Annotated in this window: 20 protein-coding genes; 11 read left to right on the forward strand and 9 right to left on the reverse strand. The window is 56.1% G+C overall.

Going from position 1 to position 20,975, the window contains the following annotated elements:
- Positions 1-33: 33 nt before the first annotated feature.
- Both RRF56_RS13555 and RRF56_RS13560 read right to left on the reverse strand, forming a co-directional pair.
- A complete protein-coding gene (locus tag RRF56_RS13555; RefSeq protein ID WP_317038172.1) occupies positions 34-705 on the reverse strand; it encodes a phosphatase PAP2 family protein in 672 nt (223 codons plus the stop codon).
- Between the two features lie 177 nt (positions 706-882).
- Positions 883-1,287, reverse strand: a complete 405-nt coding sequence (locus tag RRF56_RS13560; protein ID WP_317038173.1) for a hypothetical protein — start codon at positions 1,285-1,287, stop codon at positions 883-885.
- Positions 1,288-1,559: 272 nt separating this feature from the next.
- Between RRF56_RS13560 and RRF56_RS13565 the strand changes: the two genes are divergently transcribed.
- Positions 1,560-3,671: an FAD-dependent oxidoreductase gene (locus tag RRF56_RS13565; RefSeq protein WP_317038174.1), complete on the forward strand. Its 2,112-nt coding sequence runs from the start codon at positions 1,560-1,562 to the stop codon at positions 3,669-3,671.
- Positions 3,672-3,733: 62 nt separating this feature from the next.
- Here the strand turns inward: RRF56_RS13565 and RRF56_RS13570 are convergent, their stop codons facing one another.
- The 3 genes from RRF56_RS13570 to RRF56_RS13580 all read right to left on the reverse strand — a co-directional run bounded on the left by RRF56_RS13570 (position 3,734) and on the right by RRF56_RS13580 (position 7,310).
- Positions 3,734-4,348: a heme-copper oxidase subunit III gene (locus RRF56_RS13570; protein WP_317038175.1), complete on the reverse strand. Its 615-nt coding sequence runs from the start codon at positions 4,346-4,348 to the stop codon at positions 3,734-3,736.
- Between the two features lie 189 nt (positions 4,349-4,537).
- Positions 4,538-6,214 carry a cytochrome c oxidase subunit I gene (ctaD, locus tag RRF56_RS13575; protein ID WP_317038176.1) on the reverse strand — a complete coding sequence of 559 codons (1,677 nt, stop codon included), beginning with the start codon at positions 6,212-6,214 and terminating at the stop codon, positions 4,538-4,540.
- Between the two features lie 103 nt (positions 6,215-6,317).
- Positions 6,318-7,310: a cytochrome c oxidase subunit II gene (locus RRF56_RS13580; RefSeq protein ID WP_317038177.1), complete on the reverse strand. Its 993-nt coding sequence runs from the start codon at positions 7,308-7,310 to the stop codon at positions 6,318-6,320.
- Between the two features lie 501 nt (positions 7,311-7,811).
- Here RRF56_RS13580 and RRF56_RS13585 point away from each other — a divergent pair.
- Both RRF56_RS13585 and RRF56_RS13590 read left to right on the forward strand, forming a co-directional pair.
- A complete protein-coding gene (locus tag RRF56_RS13585; RefSeq protein WP_317038178.1) occupies positions 7,812-8,087 on the forward strand; it encodes a hypothetical protein in 276 nt (91 codons plus the stop codon).
- Positions 8,088-8,134: 47 nt separating this feature from the next.
- A complete protein-coding gene (locus tag RRF56_RS13590) occupies positions 8,135-8,788 on the forward strand; it encodes a GGDEF domain-containing protein (RefSeq protein ID WP_317038179.1) in 654 nt (217 codons plus the stop codon).
- A gap of 137 nt (positions 8,789-8,925) precedes the next feature.
- On the opposite strand, the gene RRF56_RS13595 is transcribed toward RRF56_RS13590, so the two are convergent.
- Positions 8,926-9,909, reverse strand: coding sequence for an RNA polymerase sigma factor, RpoD/SigA family (locus RRF56_RS13595; RefSeq protein ID WP_317038180.1), 984 nt, complete (start codon positions 9,907-9,909; stop codon positions 8,926-8,928).
- Between the two features lie 1,082 nt (positions 9,910-10,991).
- Between RRF56_RS13595 and murI the strand changes: the two genes are divergently transcribed.
- Positions 10,992-11,837 (forward strand): glutamate racemase, encoded by an 846-nt coding sequence (gene murI / locus RRF56_RS13600; protein WP_317038181.1) that lies wholly within the window; start codon positions 10,992-10,994, stop codon positions 11,835-11,837.
- 52 nt (positions 11,838-11,889) lie between these two features.
- Here murI and RRF56_RS13605 read toward each other — a convergent pair whose 3' ends face one another.
- Positions 11,890-12,012, reverse strand: a complete 123-nt coding sequence (locus RRF56_RS13605) for a hypothetical protein (protein WP_317038182.1) — start codon at positions 12,010-12,012, stop codon at positions 11,890-11,892.
- Between the two features lie 579 nt (positions 12,013-12,591).
- Here RRF56_RS13605 and sds point away from each other — a divergent pair.
- Entirely contained in the window at positions 12,592-13,563 is a 972-nt protein-coding gene (gene sds, locus RRF56_RS13610; protein WP_317038183.1) for a solanesyl diphosphate synthase, read from the forward strand.
- 57 nt (positions 13,564-13,620) lie between these two features.
- A complete protein-coding gene (locus RRF56_RS13615) occupies positions 13,621-14,091 on the forward strand; it encodes a CYTH domain-containing protein (protein WP_317038184.1) in 471 nt (156 codons plus the stop codon).
- A gap of 33 nt (positions 14,092-14,124) precedes the next feature.
- On the opposite strand, the gene cruG is transcribed toward RRF56_RS13615, so the two are convergent.
- On the reverse strand, positions 14,125-15,351 hold the full coding sequence (cruG, locus tag RRF56_RS13620; protein ID WP_317038185.1) for a 2'-O-glycosyltransferase CruG: 1,227 nt from the start codon (positions 15,349-15,351) through the stop codon (positions 14,125-14,127).
- Between the two features lie 208 nt (positions 15,352-15,559).
- The gene (gene cruF / locus RRF56_RS13625) at positions 15,560-16,477 is read right to left on the reverse strand and encodes a gamma-carotene 1'-hydroxylase CruF (protein WP_317038186.1); all 918 of its coding nucleotides are present in this window, start codon (positions 16,475-16,477) and stop codon (positions 15,560-15,562) included.
- A 292-nt stretch (positions 16,478-16,769) separates the two neighbouring features.
- Here cruF and RRF56_RS13630 point away from each other — a divergent pair, with 292 nt between their 5' ends.
- The 5 genes from RRF56_RS13630 (at position 16,770) to RRF56_RS13650 (ending at position 20,874) form a co-directional block, all read left to right on the forward strand.
- A complete protein-coding gene (locus tag RRF56_RS13630) occupies positions 16,770-17,972 on the forward strand; it encodes a GNAT family N-acetyltransferase (protein ID WP_317038187.1) in 1,203 nt (400 codons plus the stop codon).
- Positions 17,973-17,999: 27 nt separating this feature from the next.
- Positions 18,000-18,425, forward strand: a complete 426-nt coding sequence (gene ruvX, locus RRF56_RS13635; RefSeq protein ID WP_317038188.1) for a Holliday junction resolvase RuvX — start codon at positions 18,000-18,002, stop codon at positions 18,423-18,425.
- A 124-nt stretch (positions 18,426-18,549) separates the two neighbouring features.
- A complete protein-coding gene (locus RRF56_RS13640; protein WP_317038189.1) occupies positions 18,550-19,113 on the forward strand; it encodes a DUF3727 domain-containing protein in 564 nt (187 codons plus the stop codon).
- A 34-nt stretch (positions 19,114-19,147) separates the two neighbouring features.
- Complete coding sequence (gene mltG / locus RRF56_RS13645) at positions 19,148-20,224, forward strand: endolytic transglycosylase MltG (protein ID WP_317038190.1); 1,077 nt, start codon at positions 19,148-19,150, stop codon at positions 20,222-20,224.
- Between the two features lie 140 nt (positions 20,225-20,364).
- The gene (locus RRF56_RS13650) at positions 20,365-20,874 is read left to right on the forward strand and encodes a YqeG family HAD IIIA-type phosphatase (RefSeq protein ID WP_317038191.1); all 510 of its coding nucleotides are present in this window, start codon (positions 20,365-20,367) and stop codon (positions 20,872-20,874) included.
- Positions 20,875-20,975 lie beyond the last annotated feature (101 nt).

The following is a 20,975-nucleotide window of genomic DNA, read 5'->3' on the forward strand; positions in this document are numbered from 1 at the left end:
GGGAGAAATTCTTCCAGAAATCGCCTAAACGCCTTAAATACCGCCAATTTGAATGAGGCCTTCAAGGCAGGCCCCTAGCCAGATCGCCCCAGCTACCCAGCCACTCAACACGTCGGTGGGCCAGTGCATGCCCAGATAGACTCGGCTAAAGCCTACCCCCAGAGTTAAAACCGCCGCCAGAGTAGCCGTAACGCTTAGCGGGATACTAAAAAAGGCGGTTAGGCTAGCAGCCAACAAACCATAAAATGAAATGGCGCTCATGGAATGACCGCTCGGATAGCTGTAGTCCATCGGGCGCTTAGACGATGCCCACAGGTCGGGGCGTTTGCGCCGAAAAAACGATTTAAAAATGCCATTCAGCAGCCACGAGCCACTCAACCCAATGGCCAAGATCAAGGCGGCAACTGTCTGATCGCGGTAGATTAAAATGCCGCCTATGACTAGCAGCATAGGAATGGTGATTTCGCCTTGGGCCAGCCAGGTTACTGCCGTCATGATTCGATCGCGGGTAGGAGTAGCCTGGGCCTTGAGCGACAGCAGACAAGACTCTTCCAGGGGTCGCAGCCAGTCTAGCAACCAAACGCGGCCCACCCATACGCCCAGGGTCAAAACCAGCGCACCCGCCAGTAGCCCTAGCAGTAGGTAGGGCATAAACGCAGCCAGCGATCGCAACAACCAGTAAAGGCGGGTGCCAAGCTCTGCCATGGGCTATCTCCTAAACGGGTGAACGGGGAACGCAGCCAGCTTGCCTAGGCTGGACACAGTTAGATCGGGTAGATCAGGCCAAGACGCCAACGCCTCAAGAACAATCGCCCGACCAATACTATTGGCCGGGCGAAAAACGATAGTAATCGTATGGCTTAACCTGACCGATAGATGGATCTATTGGTTAAAAAAGTTTTTGACAGAATCTACAAAGCCATCAGCAGAATCTTGAACGGCATCTGTGGCGTTTTCTACTGCTCCTTGGGCACGGCCAATGTCTTTTTGGGTGCGGCCTTGCACCTGGTTACCAATGCCATCGGCACCGCCGGTCGCCTTATTGACTTGGCGCTGCACTTGCCCCAAACCTTCCTGGGCACGGCCCTCCAGTTGGTTGGCGCTACCGGCTCCAGCCTTGCGGTCAAATTCGCGCTCAGCCCGTTCCTGCACGATGTCGCCAGCTTCATTGCCCAGAGCAGTCGCTGGTGCACTAAAGCCAAACAGCAGACCCGAGCCAATCACCAAGCTCGCCAAACCAACGCAGAGCAAGCGTTGAAACTGAGCTGCGATCGCATGAATAGTCATAGAAAATCTCCTGGGAAAAGTCGCACTTACAAGTAAGGAATCAGTGCTGGTCTTTGTGTAGTTATAGGCCAGACGCACCCCGGTTCCAATCGCCCCACAGACAGACATGACCCGCCTATTTAGACACATCTTTGTCCCTCCCAGTCGCTGGCCGTTGGCCCTGGCTTAGCGTCTAAACCGAATAAATATTCGTGTCAGTTCTAGGACTACCCCTAGCGCACGACCCGCTGCCCTAGCCTAAAATCGTTGCAATCTAAAGGTTGACCGCCACTATGTCTACTGCACCTAACGTCATCACTCAGCGCAATGGAGTTTTGGCCGAGGGGGCCTTTACTCGGCTGGCGCGGGGGGCTGAGCTCAGCTGTTCTATTCTGGTCGTGGGTGGGTCAACGGCGGCATACACAGCCACCCTCACCGCCCTGCGGCTCAATCTAGACGTGTGTTTGGTACAGCCCCAAAAGGTAGTGGGCGGCCAATTTACCGCCCAGGCCCTGCCCGCTTCCGACGACGGCGACCTATTGCAAGCCAAGGCCACCTTCTACACCGTCGATGGCGAAGAGTTTGCGATTTCTAGAACTCAGCGGGCCTTTCGCGATCGCCAGCGCGAGCTGCAACCCGTGGGCGGCAAAAAAGTACCCAACCCCGGTGGGGGCTGGGTAAGCCCCCTGGCCACCACAACCGTGGTCGCAGCTACAGCCATGAACGAGGCACTGCTGCCCTACCTGCGCGACGGTCGCCTCACCCTGATTCCCTTTGCCGAACCGGCTGAGGTGCTCAAAGAAACCGTGAACGGGCGCACCAAGGTGCAAGGTGTGGTCTGTCGTGACACCCAAACCGGCCACCCCTTCACCATCAAAGCCAAGATCACCGTCGAGGCCACCGATCTAGGCGATCTGCTAGAAGTTGGCGACATTCCCTCCTACGTTGGCCAGGAAGCTCGTCACGAAACCGGCGAAGCAATTTTGCCCGAAGATGCCCGGCCTCAGTGCCAGCAGTCGATTACCTTCGACGTGGTGGTAGAGCACACCGTTCGGGGCAAGGGGGTGCCCATCGGTAAACCCGACGGCTTTGAAACTGAACCTTGGATTGGCCTCAAAGAATTTACCAGCACCTTCTGGACCAAGGCCAAACCCAACCAATGGCAGCGGTGGGATTTTTTTAGCGACTTTGGCATCTTTCGCTATCGACGGCTGCTGCGCGCCCAACCCCACGAGAAGAAAGTCTCCCCTGGCGATGTTGCAGTGCTCAACTGGGGCACCTCTAGCGAGCCCGATCGCGCCTTTTGCTGTGGTAACGACTACCGCCCCGGTCGTCTCGTCGGCGTCAGTCGAGAAGAACGGGCCTTCCACATTCAGCGGGCGCGGCAGCGAGCCCAGGCCTACCTCCACTACCTTCAGACCCACGGAGCCACCGACCTCAAGCCCCGGGGCGATCTAACCTGGACCAAAGACGGCATTGCCCTCGAACCCTACATCCGCGAGGCCCGTCGCGGCATGGCTCTGACCACCATTCGCCATGAAGATGTCGCCGAAACCTTCTTTCCTGACCAGGCCCGCGCCCGCTGCTTCGACGACTCTGTCGGCATTGGCCAATACCACTACCTCGATCTGCACGGCAACGACGCCAAAGGCCACGTCAGCCCCAGAGGTAAAGATGTGGTCGCCCTACCCTTTAGCTTGCCCCTAGGTTCTTTAGTGCCCAAAGACACTGACGGTCTGGTGCTATCGGCAAAAAGCCTGGGCACCACCCACATCACCAACGCCGCCTACCGCATGCACCCGATGGAGTGGGCGATCGGCGAAGCCAGCGGCTTTCTGGCGGTCTTCGCCGTGTGGACAGGCCTAGCCCCCCGGCAGTTGGCCACCGAAGAAAAACACACTCGCAAGATTCAGGGCTTCATGGCCCGCAACGGCATCCCCATCTTTTGGTTTAACGACATCAGCCACAACGATCCCGACTTTGAGGCCATCCAAGTGCTGGCAGCAGCGGGCATTGTCCGCAGCGAAAATCCCAAAAATCTCACCTTCAGGCCCTATGCTCCGGTCAACCGGGCTGTGGTGGCCACGGCCCTGGTCAACGCTCTCAAGCTGCCTACGACCCTACCCGACAAACCCACCTTTATCGATGTCGTCCCTGGCCAGCACTGGGCCTATATGCCGATCGAAACCCTCTATGCCCACGGCATGATCGCCGGAGTGGGCAAAGACCGCTTCGCCCCCGATGCTCCCATCACCCGTGAGCAGCTCTCTTTTCTGGTCAAACGAGCCATGCCCGAGGTCTACGACAAGGCCTTTGCCCGTACCCCGATTGATCGCCAAAACCTCCAGCGTCGCGAACTCTCCCGCGTGCTCTACGAGGTGCTCAAAGGCAGGCTGGAGATTTAGCTACGCCAAGACCCCCGAGGTTTTGCAAACCTCGGGGGTCTCAGGGTCAGGGGTCTCAGGATCTACTTGATCAGCGTCAGCAAGTAGATCAGGCTAAACAGCACAATCCACACCACGTCAACGAAGTGCCAGTAGATCTCGGCCATCTCGGGGCCAGTATGAGCCAGGCTGCTGTAGTGGTCGGCGCGGCGCGATCGCCACAGCACCCCCATAATCAGCAGCAGCCCAATAAATACGTGCAGCCCGTGGAAGCCTGTAGTCAGGTAAAAGCAGTTGCTAAATAGGTTGGTCTTCAGGCCATAGCCCAGGTTCATATACTCATACACCTGGCCCGCCAAAAACACCGCGCCCATGGCAACAGTAATGCCAAACCACTTCCGCATGCCGGCCAAGTCGTTGTTTTTAATCGCCTTGGTGCCCAGATTAATCACCCAGCTGCTCGACACCAGAATCAGGGTATTCACCGCTGGTAACAGCAGCTCTACCTCGGTTTCTTTAGGGGGCCACTCGGCAGCACTGCCGCGAAACACCAAGAACACCGCAAAAAAGCCCGCAAACATCAAAAATTCGGAGCACAAAAAGGTGATCAGGCCCAGCACCCGCAAATCTTGGTGCTCTTCGTGGGCCGCCACCTCATGGCCAGTAACGACAGGTGTGGAATCTACAGTGCCTTGCATAGGATATGTGGGGGTAAGGGGTGGATGAGGAAAAAGTAGGGTGGGCACTGCCCACCAGAGACTCTGCGGTTTTTATTTCAATTTCTTTGCACAACCCAGAGAAGCGAGATGAAGGCAAAGTCAGCTGGAAGGTAGAGATATTCACTTACGAGTGTGGGGTGGTGGGCAATGCCCACCCTACCGTTACGACTACACCTTGGTGGCCTCGATCGGTTCACCGGCAGGGCCAACCTCACTGGCTCTATCCATACCGTAATCGTAGGGGCCGTGGGTGAGCACCGGCAGCACTTCCCAGTTTTCGATAATCGGTGGCGACGCCGTAGTCCATTCCATCGTCAGCGCATTCCAGGGGTTGGGGCCAGCCTTAGCACCCGCCATCCAGCTCCAGATCACGTTGATGTAGAAGGGGATCACCGAGACCGCCAAAACGTAGGCTCCCACGGTCACCAGCTGATTCAGACTGGTAAACTGCGGGTCATACATGGCCACCCGCCGGGGCATCCCCGACATCCCCAGCTGGTGCATGGGGGTAAAGGTGAGAATGGTGCCAATAAAGGTGAGCACAAAGTGCACCTTACCCAGGGGCTCATTTAGCATACGCCCAGTCATTTTGGGAAACCAGTGGTACACCCCAGCGTAGATGCCAAACACCGAACCGCCAAACAGCACGTAGTGGAAGTGGCCCACCACGTAGTAGGTATCGTGCACGTGGATATCGAAGGGGGCAGCACCTAGGGTGACGCCGCTGAGGCCACCAAACACAAACATCGATAGCAGCCCCACCGCAAACAGCATGGCGGTGGTATAGCGAATTTTGCCGCCCCACAGCGTCGCCACCCAGCTAAAGATCTTTACCCCCGTCGGCACCGCCACAATCAGCGTCGAGATGGTGAAGAAAATTCGCATCCAGGGGGCGGTGCCACTGGTGAACATGTGGTGCACCCACACAAACAGACCCACCAGGCAGATGGTCAGAGAGGAGTAGGCGATCGCCTTATAGCCAAAAATCGGCTTGCGGGCGTGCACCGGAATCACCTCCGACATAATGCCAAAAATCGGCAAAATCATCAGGTAAACTGCCGGGTGCGAGTAAAACCAGAACAGGTGCTGGTAGACCACCACATTGCCGCCCGCATCGGGCTTAAAGAAGGAGGTGCCCAGGTTGATGTCAAACATGAGCAAGATCAGCGCCGCCGCCAGCACCGGGGTGGCAAACAACGCCAAAATTGACGTTGCCACCATGGCCCAGCAAAATAGCGGCATCTCGTCCCACTTCATGCTGGGCACCCGCATCTTCCAGATCGTGACCAAAAAGTTCACCGATCCCAGAATCGAGGAGGTACCCACCATCACCAGGGCTAGACACCAGAGGGTCTGGGGCAGGTTGGCGGTAATCTCGCTCAGAGGCGGGTAGGAGGTCCACCCCGACTGGGCACCGCCGCCCCAGAAAAAGCTAGCCGCCAGCAGCAAACCCGCCGGAGGGTTGAGCCAAAAGGCCAAGGCGTTGAGTTTGGGAAACGCCATATCTCGCGCCCCAATCATCAGCGGAATCAGGTAGTTACCAAACCCCCCGATCGCCGCTGGCACGATCCACAGAAAGATCATGATCGTGCCGTGGTTGGTCAAAAAGGCGTTGTACAGCTCGGGGCTGAGAAAGTCGGAGTCGGGGGTAGCCAGCTCGGTGCGCATCAGCACCGCCATAAACCCGCCCACCAGGTAGAACAAAAACGACGTCACCAGGTACTGAATGCCAATTACCTTGTGATCGACATTGAAGGTGAAATAGTCGTACCACTTCCACTTGTCTGGATGCTTGTGGCCACCCTGAACCTCCGTGGGGGGCATAGACAGATCTGCTTGGGCCATAAATCAGGTATTAATAAACGGCGATAAATCAAAGTGCGGCGAGTTGGGGGCATCTGGCGGTTAGCGAGAATCAGAGACCAACCGCCAGGCCACCAGGACAGCGTTAGGGGGTGCCGTGGGTCATCTGCGCGATCTGCACCGGCGATCGCGCTAGATCCGGGGCGATCGCAGCCAGGTACGCCGCATCGGTGTCGGCCACGGTTTCAGCCACGGTGGCGGTCGGCGTCGCTGCCGCCACTCGGCTAGCCACCCAGTCGGCATAGTCTTCTACAGAGTGCACAATCACCTGGGTGCGCATGCCGCCGTGGTACGCGCCACACAGCTCAGCACAGACCACCGGGTAGGTGCCCTCACGGGTAGCAACAAAGCGCAGCTCAGCCGGCTCACCGGGCAGGGCGTCCTGCTTGAGGCGAAACTGCGGTACCCAGAAGGAGTGAATTACATCCTGGGCCTCAATCTTGAGCTGCACATCTTTGCCAACCGGAATGTGCAGTTCTCCATCGGTAATGTTCGTGCCGGGATACCGAAAAATCCAGGCGTACTGCATGCCGGTGACATTCACCGTCACGTCGGGCTGGTTGGGCTGCAAGAGAGGGCTGGCTCCAAAGCCGTAGACCTGGGTTTTAGTGTAGACATCTTCTCCATCGCCCGCCTGGGCCAGCAGCGGAGCCACATCGATCACCGATTGCTGGGGGGCCATCGCTACCATAGCCCCGTGGCCGTGGTGCCCACCCGGCGAAAAGCCGCCCATCTCTTGAAACACCACCACGCTATAAAGCCCCAGGCCCACCACAATGATGCTGGGAATAGCGGTCCAAAACGCCTCTAGGGGCAAGTTGCCCTCAATCGGGGGACCATCGGTGTCGTCACCCTTGCGCTGGCGAAAGCGAATCAGCGAATAGACGATCGCCCCCTGCACCACGATGAACAGAGCGGTGCCAATGGTGACCATGACACTAAACAGATCGTCGACCAGGGGAGCCTGCTCCGACGCCTGCACAGGCAGCAGGTTATGATTTTGCCCCACCCACAGGCTTATCAGGGTGACGGCGATACCGAGAACCAGCGTCCAAAAGGGGGCGGGAATTTGTTTCATGGCTACTCTCCTAAGGAGATGGTGCGAAGGATGCAGAACTCAACCGAATGAGACCATGCACCTGGAACTTGCGAATTAACTGCCAGGGCTAAAAAATCATCAGCCATGCCTCTTCGCATGCTAAAGGGCAGAACTCGTCTGGCTTGAGAAACTTTTGTTTTGCTTCAACTCTGTTAACCACCCAGGCTCCTTTTACAAAGTTTTGTAACCGATGACTCTGCTGGGCAGCCATTTTCGGAAGGACAAAACCACTCTGGGGTGCTTGTGGTCAGCGGTGAATCTTACCAAAATTACAGAAGCTTGCCGGTTAGTCTGCCATTCTAACGTTGACGTTTCTGAGGTGTGGGTGGGCAGTACGGTTTGCCCTCACCGCTCAGTGGCAGACCGGCAGGTTATGTTTTCTTACACATCAGGATGAGGGGGGAGGGGTGGGCATTCTAAGCACAATGCTCAGGCGGTAGAGCGATCGCTGCCGAGGAGTTGTACTTAGGGAGATGCACCATGGAATTTCCAATGGCTTCCAGCCAGCCCGACGTTCGGAAAGAAGCCCTCGTGGCGCTGACGGCTCAGTTCGTCAAACAGGGCCATCCACCCACCTACGCTCAGCACATGGCTACCGCCTCCATTTTCCAGGCGGATCTAGAGCTGCGCAATGCCCAGTTCAGTCGTTTAGTGGCCTGGCTCAAAGAGGCTCACGCCGATATCTACCCCGATGCCCTCGAAATCGCCGAGTCGGTGCGACAGGAGTTTGAGAAGCGCGTCACCGGTCAGTTTTAAGCCTGTGCAATGATCCCTACGAGGTATCGGTTTCAAATCGGGGTTGCGTGACCCAGATTTGGGATTACAGGTATTGCCATCAATTAGGGCCAACCGCAGAGTGGGCCGAAGCCATTACCGACATCACAATTTCCCAAACTGCCCTCCAAGCATTGGCCATGCGCGACCCTCTTACCACCCTCTACAACCGCCGCCATTTTATTGAGTTAGCCAACCAGGAAATTACCCGCTCAGCCTGCTTCAGCTATCCAGTTACGCTGCTGCTGATCGATATTGACCACTTCAAAGCCGTCAACACCACCTACGGCCACCTAGCGGGTGACACTGTGCTGCGTGACATTGCCCTCCAAATCAAGCAAAATCTCCGCCAGAGCGACATTTTAGCTCGCTATGGCGGGACAACATTTATTGTGCTGATGCCCCAAACCAACCAGTCTCAAGCCTGGATCGGGGCCGAGCGCCTACGTCAGGTGATTGCCAATCCTTTCTGTAATGGCAGCACTCAGCTCTTAGTCACCGCCAGCATCGGGCTCTCCTGTTGGCCAGCTAGCCCAGCTTCTACTACCCTGCGATCGCGGCCTCACCTTCAAGAGCTCATCAGCAGAGCTGACCAAGCACTCTACCGATCTAAGCAATCAGGACGCAACCAAACCCAAGCCGAAGCATGGTTTCCCCTAGTCCACGGAACAATCAGCGAATAGATATTTGAAAAAAGAGGGGCTTAAGGTATCCAGGCATAAGGGATTTAGCCCAGTGCTAACCCTCAAACCATTGTCCTTAAACCCCAGCACAGGCCTGTCTTTGCGAGGACAGGTGGTCTGTTAGAGCAGGCCACCCGCTAGCTGGCAATATAACCGTGCATGGTAGATTTGCGGCGACGCAGATGCTTGAGCGCTTGCTGCTCTAGCTGGCGCACCCGTTCTCGGCTGATATTCATGCGGTTGCCCACTTTGGCCAATGACAGCTCATTGCCATCGTCTAGGCCGTAGCGCAGGGTGATCACCTCTTTCTGCTGAGGAGTCAGTTCCGACAACAGATTGCGAATATCCTGCTTCAGCGACTCTTGTGCCGTAAAGGTCTCCGGGGAGATGCCATCGTCTTCGAGTAGCTCTTGCAGTTCTGTATCTTGATTGTCGCCAATGCGCACATCGAGCGAAATCGGCTGCCGGGCTAGCACTAAGAACTCACGAATTTGCTTTGGCTCTAGCTCCAGGGCTTCCCCAATTTCGGTAGCATTGGGGCTGCGACCGAGCTGCTGCGATAGTTCCCGCTGCACTCGCTTAATTTTGTTGAGCTTTTCAGTAATGTGAATGGGCAAACGGATCGTGCGGGCCTGCTGAGCAATGGCCCGAGTAATGGCCTGACGAATCCACCAGTAGGCGTAGGTCGAGAATTTGTAGCCCTTGGTCGGGTCAAACTTCTCTACACCGCGCTCTAACCCCAGGGTACCTTCCTGAATTAGGTCGAGAAACTCGAGGTTGCGCTTCTGGTATTTTTTGGCGATCGCCACCACCAGCCGCAGATTCGCCTCGATCATTTTGCGCTTGGCCCGCTCCCCTTGGCGCACCGTATGGTTGAGCTTATCTTCGGGCAAACTCGCCGCTTCGGCCCATTCGGCATTGCTGGGATCATGCCCCAACGTCGCAGTGAGGGCATCTTTTGTCTCTAGCAGAGCCATGTAGGCCTGCACCTGCTTGCCAAAAATAATTTCTTCTTCGTGGGTTAGCAGAGGCACCCGCCCGATCTCATGGAGGTAGGTTCTCACAGCGTCGGCACTGTAGAGGGGCTTACTTTTTAATGTGCGAGTTTTTGTTTTAGTCATGAATCAACCTTTCCTCCACTGACAATGCTGCAAACGCTGAAAGATAAAACTTAAGAAATCAAAGAGCTCAAACCGAAGACTTGCTATACGAAAACCCAGAAAGCAGGGACGACCTTAGACCGTAAATACTCACATTGGTCGGCTATAGCCGACTGCCCAACTCAACTTGAGGTAGATGACAATGCCTGACAGTGGGGCGCACTGCATCAGATCTCGATCTCGACAATGTCTCTACAACTCAGAGAGATTGCATCCTACAATCTTCTCAGCAGAACCCTAAAAATCAGGATTAAGTTCACTACTCGCAATGCTGAGCTACCGATGGAGAAGCGAGTCTAGAGCCCATAGAATCGAGATCTGGCTAGAGAAGCCGCCACTTCGCCAAGAGTCTCAAGCTTCAACCCCGACTCAGAATTCCCACATCTAGAGTTCTGGGGATAAAACTCGTAGCCATTATGAGTTGACTCCTCCAGAATATAACAACTTTCTAGTTGCGTAAAGTACTACAGGCGTAGTTGCTAATTTGACAGATAGGGGCACAGTTTTGTTTCCACTAGATTAGAGTAGCTAACCCATGGGGGGCGGTCTGCATCAGATGTGTCAGTTCTAGATTGACTAACTAGGTGTTAGCACCTGAAATAACACTTTCATTTTGCGGTATTGCTCCGTCTTCCCCAATGGGGTTTGCCCCCTGGGAAAACCGAACCTGCGGGGCCATCGATCGCCGCTGAAAGAGCAGCAGGCTAAACCTTCGCATTCATTACGTTAGCTAGGGTATGTCGCATCCATGTGTCGGCTGTATGGCAACTCTATGGCAACCCGCAGAGACATGCTCAGGACAACTTAACGGGAGTGATTTGCATGGGCTTTTGCCCCTCTGACTCTAAGCGACCACCCTGAAAATTGCCTGAGAACGCTGGGTCAGGTATGCCTAGAGGCCAAGGTCAGCCCTACCTGGTGTACTACATCTTAGGTTCTCGGCAGGCAACGGCCCATAGCACTTTTTAGTCACCTGCTGGCGATCGCCCCAAAACCCGGTAGACTCAGTGAGATTATTTTTTTACCTATAGGCACAAGCACCCATGAACAACGGGCTCAACCACCGGCTGCTGGCGACACGACCGGCCCCTATCGGTATTTTCGACAGCGGGGTCGGTGGGCTGACGGTTTTGCGAGAAATCTATCGCCAGCTACCCAATGAGTCGGTGCTCTACTTTGGCGATACAGCACGACTGCCCTACGGGTCGCGATCGCCTGAAGAAATTCTCTACTTTGTGCGCCAAATCTTGACCTGGATGGCTGAACAGGGCGTCAAGATGGTGATGATGGCCTGCAACACCAGCTCAGCCTTGGCCCTCGACCAGGTGCAGGGAGAGTTTCCGTTCCCGGTGCTGGGGCTGATTCGTCCGGGAGCTCAGGCAGCGGCTCTGCGAGGCAAACGCATTGGCGTCATCGCCACCCAGGCTACCGTAACGAGCCGAGCCTATAGCCGAGCCATTCAAGAAATTGATCCAAGCCGCCAGGTGTGGGAAGTGGCCTGTCCTAAGTTTGTGCCCATCGTTGAGCAAAACCAAATCAACACGCCCCAGGCCCGGCATACCGCCGCCACATACCTACAGTCGCTATTGGCGGCTAACATCGATACCTTGGTCTACGGCTGCACCCACTATCCCCACCTAGCCCCAGTGCTAAATTCATTTTTGCCCAGCGCTGTGCAGTATGTAGACCCCGCCATTTCCATGGTGGCGGCTGCGACCCAAGAGCTAGATGCCATGGCCCTGCGCAGCAGTGCACCCGCCTGGTCGACGGAGTTCTATGTCAGTGGATCAGCCACAGAGTTTAAGCGGTTGGCGGTGCAATGGCTGGGGCATCAACCTAAGGTCAGTCAGATTCGACTCCCCGAGTTGGTGGCCAACCCTAGGGCCTAGGCAACCACGGTCGGGCAGTGGCAGCTTAGCCCAGGGAGTCGAGCCCAGGGGGTTAGCCCTCGGAACGACGCGATCCGCTGGCGCGCTTGGACAACAATAGCAGCAGACCATAGACCAGCATCAGATAGGCGATCGCCAGCAGGGGAATAACAACCAAGGTAGGAAAATAGGTCATGACCAGGGATGGGTAGTAAAAACGCAAAAATGCCTGAAGCAAACCAGCGCATTATCTGGTTTTGCAAAAACCCAAAGGCCGCAAAAACCTACCATCTTCTCCGCAGAGAAAATACATGCGCTAAGCAATGAGGATGAAGGCGCACCCTCAGAATGTAGTAGAAATGACTCGGCACCTTCGAAACCAGTGGAAAAACCACCTAGCGCCGCAGCCCACTCAAAGTACTAAATCAACTCAGTCTCGCCAAAAATGACGTGAGGACTTCACTGATTTCTTGAGAAATTCTTAATTTCAGTCTATCACGAGATTCTTAAGCTGAGCGAGGAAAATGACGCTAGCTTCAACGTTTTTTTCACCCCCCTGAGCCCCGCTTCCCAGCTCAATGGCGATCGCGATAAAAGTCGCCAACCCTATAGCTCTCAAGGATTACAGCGCTAGCTGTGCGATCCCCTGGGACAACGACGTTCGGTCGGCATGGTCTAAAAGGCAGCCCATTTTGGCAATACTCGTTTTGAGGTTGTCTTAGAATGACGATAGAATATGTAAAAATTCGTAACTTTATCGCTCTTGCCGGGGTCCATGACTTCAGTAACTTCCCTTTTCGCGCCGGTTGAGTCCGACCTTGACCTGATGTCCCAAAACCTGAAAGGGTTAATCGGGTCACGGCATCCCATTCTGTCAGCAGCAGCAGAACATTTATTTGGAGCCGGAGGCAAGCGATTACGTCCAGCGATCGTGCTGCTGGTATCTAAAGCCACCCTGCCGGGACAAGAGATCACACCCAAGCACCGTCGCCTGGCCGAAATCACCGAAATGATTCACACCGCCAGTCTGGTTCACGACGATGTGGTCGATGAGGCCGCTGTGCGTCGGGGGGTGCCTACGGTGCACAGCAGCTTCGGCAACCGAATCGCGGTTTTGGCTGGCGATTTCCTATTCGCCCAGGCGTCGTGGTACCTGGCCAACCTCGACAACCTGCTGGTGGTCAAACTGCTATCTCAGGTGATTATGAATCTGGCTGAGGGTGAGATTCAGCAGGGGCTAAACCGCTTCGATACCAGTCTTTCCATCGATGCCTACCTCGACAAGAGCTACTTCAAAACGGCTTCGCTGATGGCTAACAGCGCCAAGGCCGCAGGAGTCCTTAGCGAAGTGTCTGAGAACGTAGTAGAACAGCTCTACAACTATGGTCGCCATCTGGGGCTGGCTTTTCAGATCGTTGACGATATTCTCGACTTCACCAGCTCTGATGAGGTGCTGGGTAAACCCGCCTGTTCTGACCTAAAAAGCGGCAACCTGACAGCGCCAGTGCTCTACGCGATGGCCGAGCATCCGTTCTTGACGACTCTAATTGAGCGCGAATTTTCTGAAACCGACGACTTCGATCAGGCCATTGAACTGGTGCACCGCAGCAGCGGCATTGCCAAGTCGCGCGATCTAGCAGCTGAGCATGCTCGCCAGGCGGCAGATTGCCTAGAGCACCTACCGCCCTCCGCTGCCCGCCAGGCACTTCAAGACCTGACCAGCTACGTGCTGCGACGCATCACCTAGGGTTAGAGATACTGTTGAAGTTGAGTAAATCCCGAGCAGACACAGCCAAAGCAACCCATGGGCCAAGAAATCGAGCGCAAATTTTTGGTAGTGGGCGACGCCTGGCGAAACCATGCCCAGGGTGAGCTCATGCGCCAGGGCTATATCCCTACTCAGGATGCCCGTACGGTTAGAGTGCGACAAGTGGGCGATCGCGCCTACCTCACCCTCAAAGGTCCAGCTGTGGGCCTGGTACGCCCTGAGTTTGAGTACTCCATCCCGGTTGACGACGCCGAAACGATTCTCGCCACCCTCTGTGAACCACCGCTGATCGAAAAAACCCGCTACCGTTTGCCCCTAGGCAATGTGGTGTGGGAAATAGATGACTTTCACGGCGACAATCAGGGGCTGATTGTGGCTGAAGTGGAGCTGACCAGCGCCGATCAGCCCGTAGACTTACCTGATTGGATTGGGCTAGAGGTGACTGACGACCACCGCTACCAAAATGCTAACTTGGCCCGCCATCCCTATAGCCAGTGGGAAGTGTAGGCAGAGTACGTAGAAGCTTCAGGCTTCTCCTGTCTACCCTTCCACGCTCCCGTCTGCCGGATATTCTCGTCCTCGCCACTGGGTCGGTCGCCGCAGCGACGACAGCCCAATGCGGGCCACAGCCGCCAAATCGGCTAGCGGTGAGAGCCAAAAGGCCCAGGCTCCGGGTGCCCCTTGCAGATCGTAGGCCGAAGCCACCGCCGCCTGCATACCCAGCCGCATCAGCAACAAACTGGCGTTCACGGCCAGCAGCACTTGCAATGCCAGCGACCAAGCAGCAGGCATAGCCTGCTGAATTGCGATCAAACCCGGCACCAACAGCCAGGGCAACCCCTGCATTAGGGCCAGAAAGGCCCAATCCCACCACACCTGAGCCGTTGAAGCGGCATCTTTTAGATCTAGGGAGCGGCCCCACTCTCGCCAGGTTTCGGCGATGCCTTCGTACATGCGCACTTTGAGCAGGCGGCTGCCATCCCAAAAGCCCACCTTTGCCCCCTGGGCGGCGGCATAGCGAGCCAGGGTGACATCGTCACAGAAGGATGTAGCCGCTGACCGGTAGCCGTCTAGCTGTTCTAACAGCGATCGCCGCACCATAAAGCACTGCCCGTTGGCCATGACGCGCTGGGCCGAGTTGCTAGAGCTACCTGCTGGGCCAAACCGGTAGACCAAGGTCATCAGCAGGGCGGGTTGTAGCCAGAACTCGCCGGGCTGCTTGAGAATAAACCGGGGAGCCAGAGATACCAGGTCATAGTCCTCCCGCTCCATGGCGCGAACCAGAGCCGCCACCAGACCAGGCTGCGGCTGGGTATCGGCATCAATACCCAGAACCCAGGTGCTAGCCACCGATGTGTGGCGAAAGCCGTAGTCTAAAGCCCAAGGGCGACCTACCCAGCCCTGGGGCAGCGGGTCATCCTCTAGCAGACGCAGACGCGGATCGTAGGCTTGATAGGCTTTGACCACGGCCTGGGTGCCATCGGTGGAGCGGCTATCGACCACCAGCACCTCGCGCACTTCATAGCCCTGACAGCTCAGCCCCTCCAGGCAAGGGCTTAACCGAGCCGCCTCGTTGAGGGTGGGCACTACCACCGATACGCTGCCAAGCTGCTCTAGAGTAGAGGGTTGGGGTAGCAGTGGCGGGCGGCGAAACGGCCCCTGCATTAACCGCGATAGCAGCACAGCCAACATGGGTAGCTGCAAAGCCAAGAGAATGACGGCTAAAGCACTTAACCAGGGAAATAGGGGGGCCACATCAGCGGGCAAGGGAATACCTCAAAACAGACACATTCTTGACTTTAGACTACCGGGAAACGCCGCAGTGCTCCGCCTACACCGCAAAGCGGTTAGGGGGTGGTGAAGCGGTGCACGACTCAGTTGCAGTCGGTTACGGTGCAGTTTTGCAGGTTTTGCGTAGACAACCGGCAGGGAGTCAATTGGCTTAGGTCACCCCTCGACCGGACAAACGCTAAGGCTAGGACCCTTTCGTCGCCGCCACGGGTTCAATCACCTGGGTAGGCTCGTCTAAGGAACTAGAGAGTCCCTCCTGGGCAGTGGCTCGCCAGCACAGCACAGCGGGCAGGGCACCGGTCAAAATACCGAGGGCAATGGGTACATAAAAACCAGCAGCCAGGCTCATCACTAGCGCAAAGCCAAAGTTAGCCAGGTAGACCACCAGGGGTAGGGTGAGTTGTCCCTGGTCTAGCTCAGGGGAGAATTTAAAGGTTTTCCAAAGGCCCAGGGCAACCCCCATAAAGACGATGCCCGTGCCTAGCCAACCGGCGAAGTTTTGGTAGGGCATGCCGAAGAAGGCTCCGGGTTCGTGCCAATACCAGAAGGGCAGAGCAGTTTGGCTCATGGCCGGGTCAAGCACAAAATCCCAGGAGGTCAGCAGGACAGACCCTAACAAGACGGCAGCCAGCGATCGCGCCCAACCATAGCGTCCCGCGCCGCCCCCAGCGGCCAAACCACTGCGGGCCAGCAGAAAGGAGGCTAAGCCCAGATAGAACCACGACAACGGAATGGTAAATGGTACTAACCCAGCTACCTTGTAGCCCAGACCGTTGAGGTAGGTGTAGTGACCAAAGGGAAAGCCGGTACTGGTGCCCAGCAGCTCACTGGATACCGATATGCCCACAGCCGCGATCGCAAAGGTGATCAAGCTCCCCAGCCCCAGGGTGCGGTAGGCGTACAGCGCCACGGCTACAGTGCCCAACAAAATGTAGCCCACGCCGCCCCCGGCCATGCTCCACTGAAACAGGGTTTGCCCGGCTGGCAAGTACTCTAGAATGCCGGGGTGGGGCACCACCCACAACAGCCCCGCCAGGCCAAAGGCCATGGCAACGATGTGACCGTACAAGCAAAATCGCTCGATGGCTAAAAGATTTCTCATGGTAAGTCCTAGATACCGCTGACCAGATTAGGGAACCAATTGGCCCTAACCATTCCTCTGGAAAGTTTGATTAACAGCTACAGTTCCAATCATCGTCGCTTAAATCATAAGTTTTGTAAACGGTGAGTTTGGGACCTATGCTAACGGACTCACCGATGGAGGGCAGCGACTCTAACCCTACCAATTAAAGGCATTTTAAGGGCATGAGCCCCAGGTGTGGTGATGTGAAAACCTGGAAAATCGGCTAGGATGACGACATAATCGGTCAGATCTTTGAGATCCTATGGCACCTATGACGACCCCTGGCCCAACTCTAACAGTTAGGCCACTGCAATATCGCGATCTAGATGACCTCAAGCAGTGGCAGCCTGAAGATTTGGAGGCTGGCAGCGATCGCGATGTCGCCGAGGATGTTGTCTCCTGGTTAGACTACCAGCGGCGCTGGTACGGTCCGCTCAAAGTGCTGAGCTGGATGCCCCGCCCCATGCCGCAAAACCAGACGACCTTTGTTGCCGAACGCCAAAAGACCCTGGTGGGGTTTATTCAGGTTTCGCCCTTTAACCAAACCCGCAGCACATGGCGGGTTGAGCGGGTGGTAGTTAACCGCAGCGCCCTGGCCAACACAGCCTCTGCTGGCTACATGGACGTGGGTTCGCGGCTGCTGCGCCACTGCTTTGAGGCGGTGTGGGAAGCTAGAACCTGGATGCTCGAGATCGATGTCAACCACAAGTCAGCCCTGGGCCTTTACCGCTTTAATGGCTTTCAGCCCCTGGCACAGATGACCTACTGGGCCTTACAGCCCGACCAAATTGAGGTTCTGGCCCAGCGGGAGCCCGATTTGCCCAACCTTTTGCCCATCAGCAACGCTGACTCTCAGCTGCTTTACCAGCTTGATACAGCCTCCATGCCACCCCTGGTGCGCCAGGTGTTTGACCACCAGCTTCAAGACTTTAAAACCAATCTGCTGAGTACTGCGATCGCCACGACCGATCGGCTGGTTAACAAAGTCGAAACCGTCGGGGCCTATGTGTTTGAGCAGCAGCGCAAGGCTGCTATCGGTCAGTTTAAGCTGGCCATTTCTCGTGATGGCAAGCAGCCTCACAGCGCAGGGCTGACGGTGCATCCGGCCTACACTTGGCTCTACCCAGAGCTAATGGCTCAGATGGCTAAGATTTTGCAGCCGTTTCCGGCCCAGTCGCTGCGGTTGACCTCCCTCGACTACCAGCCTGAACGCGAAGCTTGCTTTACCCAAAGTCAAGCCATCCCAGAGTCTCATGCGCTTCTGATGTCGCGATCGGTATGGCACAAGGTGCGGGAGGCGCGGCATCTGTCTCTAGAGGGGCTACAACTCTCGGATGTATTGACCGGACTACAGCCCGCTGGCAAGCCTGTGCCTGGACGCATGACCTGGTCGGCAGAGCGCTGGCAAGCCCTGACGGGGTCACCCACTCCAGAGAGCAGTTCCAATGATTCGGGGTCGGAGAGCGATCGCTAGGTTGGCCGCTGCTTCAAAGATTTTGCCATGGCACCTGTTTCAGCTCTGGGGTTAGATATCGGTCGCAAGCGCATAGGGGTAGCAGGGTGTGATGGCACTGGCCTGATTGCGACTGGGCTGACAACCCTGCGCCGAGGATCCTTTGATGACCTAATTGCCGACTTGAAACAGATTGTTCAGACGCGGCAGGCCCAGGTGCTGGTGGTGGGCCTGCCCTTCACCATGGCAGGCGAAGAAGGCTTTCAGGCCCGTCAGGTGCGTAAGGTGGCCGAGGGGCTCAGCCGTGCCTTAGATCTCCCCGTGGTTTACATGGATGAACGCCTTAGCTCGGTGGAAGCGGAGCAATTCATGCGCGCCGAGGGCTATTCTGTCAGCCAAGACAAAGCCCTGATTGACCGCAAAGCCGCCGCTATAATCTTGCAGCGCTGGCTAGACGAACGTCGCCACCTATAACAACCGTAAATAGACGTAAATAGGTAGACGTAACAGGATGGGATATTCTGTTAAAACCGTTCAGTGTTCAGGCTGGGCTGTGGCTCTACGTCCGCGCCCGGTTATCTAAAGAAGAGTGGCCTCCATGGCGGACAATTCCCAACCCCTCGATGAGTCAGCTGTTGTTCTTACCGACGATAGCGGTCGGTTTTTGCCCTGCCAGGTTGAGCAGAGCTTTGAGCTAAACAATCGCGAGTATCTGCTGCTGCTGCCCCTTGATGCTCCCATTGAAATCTTTGTTTGGCAGCAAGATGACAATGACGAAGACATCCTCATGGATGTAGAAGATGAGGACATCGATCAGATCTTTCTCACCGCCAAGGCGGTGCTGGCGGAGCAAAACTTAACCTTACAGCGCACGGCCATCACCCTCACGGCCTCGGGTGAGCTGCCCGAGCCAGAAGAGGACAACTGCCTCACCCTGGAGCTAGACGACCTCGACGACGCTGGCAACCCGATGACGGAAGAGTTTCAGATTTTGGCCACCTGCTTCTACGAAGACGAAGAATATACCCTCTGCACCCCCCTCGACCCACTGCTCATCTTTGCCTACCGCAACAGTAGCGGGGCCTTAGAGGTCGTTACCCCAGAAGAATTTCAGACGATTCGCGGCGGTTTGGAAGAAAAGCTGTTTGATCTACTAGAGTAGGGACGTTCACAACGTCATTATCAACGTTGCAATCATGGCTAAGGGTTCACGCTGGATTCGGTGGAGTTTTCTCGGGCTGCTGGTACCTCTTGCCACGGGGGTAGCGGCCTGGCAGGGCTGGGCTTGGTGGAGCTGGGCCAACCAGCCGGTCAGTGAAGGCACTGCCGACACAGCGGCTCAAACGGTGCAAATTCAAATTCCGCCAGGTACTCCAGGGCAGCAGATTGGCCAAGATCTAGAGGCAGCGGGGCTGATTCGCTCGTCTCTAGCCTGGAAGCTGTGGTCGCGTTGGCAAGCCCAGCAAAACCCCGATGGCGGGTTTCAGGCGGGTACCTATGCGATTAATCCCACCGATTCTATGACTGCGATCGCAGCGATGATCCGCAGTGGCCAGGTAGTGCAGACCTCGTTTACCATCCCGGAGGGCTGGAACCGGCGGCAAATGGCGGCCTACTTTGAGCAGGCAGGCTTTTTCTCGGCTGAGGCCTTTTTGGCCGCTACAGAGCAGATTCCCCGCGATCGCTACCCCTGGCTGCCCGATACCATTCCTCACCTAGAGGGGTTCTTGTTTCCTGATACATACCAATTGCCCGCTGAGGGCGTTACCGCCGAAGCCGCCGTAGATGCCATGCTGCGCCGGTTTGAAACTGTCGCGCTACCGGTTTATCAACAGGCTACTACTGATTTTTCACTGCTGGAGTGGGCAACCCTGGCCAGCATTGTCGAAAAAGAATCGGTTGTGCCCAGCGAGCGGGGCCTAATTGCGGGAGTATTTACCAACCGCCTCGAGCAAAATATTCCTCTCGGGGCCGATCCAACGGTGGAGTATGGACTGGGCATTACCCAGACTAAAGAGCAACCCCTCACCTGGACACAGGTAGGCACCCCATCGCCCTACAACACCTATATCAACCCCGGCTTAACGCCGACCCCCATTGCCAGTGCGGGCTTAGCCAGCCTAGAGGCCACCCTAGACCCAGCGCCCACCGACTACCTCTTTTTTGTGGCCCGCTACGACGGCACCCACGTGTTTAGTCGCACTCTGGCGGAGCATGAAGCCGCCCGCGATGCCATTCGCGCGGCTATCAATAGCACTACGGTCGACAATTAAGCCTAGTTTTAAACCTAGTTGTTCAAATTCATTTTCCCGCTGTTGTTGAAATAGTGCTCAACAACCGTAAGAGCTGAGGCTCCACTAACCGCAGACCCCCAATCTAGATTATGCTAGCTTTGGGGATCAATGGTTTGGTTATGACTTTTTCTCACCTGCTACAGCCCAATTTAGTGTTGGATGGCAACGTCCTAGCAATTTCCCCTGACTTGCTGGCCAAGCACAATATTAAGGGGCTCATTTTAGACGTAGACGATACGCTAGTGCCGCTGCGCCAGGCTGAAACCAACCCTGATCTAGCCCGGTGGATGCAGCAAATGAAGGCGGTATCTAGCGTATGGCTAGTGAGCAACAACATCAACGCCCACCGGATTAACCGCATTGCCTCCCTGCTAGAAGTGCCCTACTTAACTAGCGCGGGCAAGCCCTCGGGCCGAAAGCTCAGGTTAGCCATGGCCGCAATGAACCTGCCGGTAGACCAGGTTGCCATGGTGGGCGATCGCCTCTTTACCGACGTTTTAGCAGGCAACCGTATGGGTCTCTTCACCATTCTGGTAGAGCCAATGCCTGGCCTCAACCAGATTGCTCGCACATCCCCCGTACGAGCCTTTGAAGTGATGATCTCTCAATATTTAGGGGTCACATTCTAGTAGTCTGCCAAGCCAAAGGTGATGGCTTAGTGAGTTTAAGGGGTCAGGGGTCAGGTTCATAGCAGATCGGGAACCTAACACTCTCAACGTTTAGACCTTGT

The organism is Nodosilinea sp. E11 (assembly GCF_032813545.1).
Taxonomy (GTDB): Bacteria; Cyanobacteriota; Cyanobacteriia; order Phormidesmidales; family Phormidesmidaceae; genus Nodosilinea.

What these genes read in the sequence shown, in the direction of transcription:
- RRF56_RS13555 (WP_317038172.1), bottom strand. Translation starts at nt 705, where the DNA reads ATGGCAGAGCTTGGCACCCGCCTTTACTGGTTGTTGCGATCGCTGGCT.
- RRF56_RS13560 (WP_317038173.1), bottom strand. Translation starts at nt 1,287, where the DNA reads ATGACTATTCATGCGATCGCAGCTCAGTTTCAACGCTTGCTCTGCGTT.
- RRF56_RS13565 (WP_317038174.1), top strand. Translation starts at nt 1,560, where the DNA reads ATGTCTACTGCACCTAACGTCATCACTCAGCGCAATGGAGTTTTGGCC.
- RRF56_RS13570 (WP_317038175.1), bottom strand. Translation starts at nt 4,348, where the DNA reads ATGCAAGGCACTGTAGATTCCACACCTGTCGTTACTGGCCATGAGGTG.
- ctaD (WP_317038176.1), bottom strand. Translation starts at nt 6,214, where the DNA reads ATGGCCCAAGCAGATCTGTCTATGCCCCCCACGGAGGTTCAGGGTGGC.
- RRF56_RS13580 (WP_317038177.1), bottom strand. Translation starts at nt 7,310, where the DNA reads ATGAAACAAATTCCCGCCCCCTTTTGGACGCTGGTTCTCGGTATCGCC.
- RRF56_RS13585 (WP_317038178.1), top strand. Translation starts at nt 7,812, where the DNA reads ATGGAATTTCCAATGGCTTCCAGCCAGCCCGACGTTCGGAAAGAAGCC.
- RRF56_RS13595 (WP_317038180.1), bottom strand. Translation starts at nt 9,909, where the DNA reads ATGACTAAAACAAAAACTCGCACATTAAAAAGTAAGCCCCTCTACAGT.
- murI (WP_317038181.1), top strand. Translation starts at nt 10,992, where the DNA reads ATGAACAACGGGCTCAACCACCGGCTGCTGGCGACACGACCGGCCCCT.
- RRF56_RS13605 (WP_317038182.1), bottom strand. Translation starts at nt 12,012, where the DNA reads ATGACCTATTTTCCTACCTTGGTTGTTATTCCCCTGCTGGCGATCGCC.
- sds (WP_317038183.1), top strand. Translation starts at nt 12,592, where the DNA reads ATGACTTCAGTAACTTCCCTTTTCGCGCCGGTTGAGTCCGACCTTGAC.
- RRF56_RS13615 (WP_317038184.1), top strand. Translation starts at nt 13,621, where the DNA reads ATGGGCCAAGAAATCGAGCGCAAATTTTTGGTAGTGGGCGACGCCTGG.
- cruF (WP_317038186.1), bottom strand. Translation starts at nt 16,477, where the DNA reads ATGAGAAATCTTTTAGCCATCGAGCGATTTTGCTTGTACGGTCACATC.
- RRF56_RS13630 (WP_317038187.1), top strand. Translation starts at nt 16,770, where the DNA reads ATGACGACCCCTGGCCCAACTCTAACAGTTAGGCCACTGCAATATCGC.
- ruvX (WP_317038188.1), top strand. Translation starts at nt 18,000, where the DNA reads ATGGCACCTGTTTCAGCTCTGGGGTTAGATATCGGTCGCAAGCGCATA.
- RRF56_RS13640 (WP_317038189.1), top strand. Translation starts at nt 18,550, where the DNA reads ATGGCGGACAATTCCCAACCCCTCGATGAGTCAGCTGTTGTTCTTACC.
- mltG (WP_317038190.1), top strand. Translation starts at nt 19,148, where the DNA reads ATGGCTAAGGGTTCACGCTGGATTCGGTGGAGTTTTCTCGGGCTGCTG.
- RRF56_RS13650 (WP_317038191.1), top strand. Translation starts at nt 20,365, where the DNA reads ATGACTTTTTCTCACCTGCTACAGCCCAATTTAGTGTTGGATGGCAAC.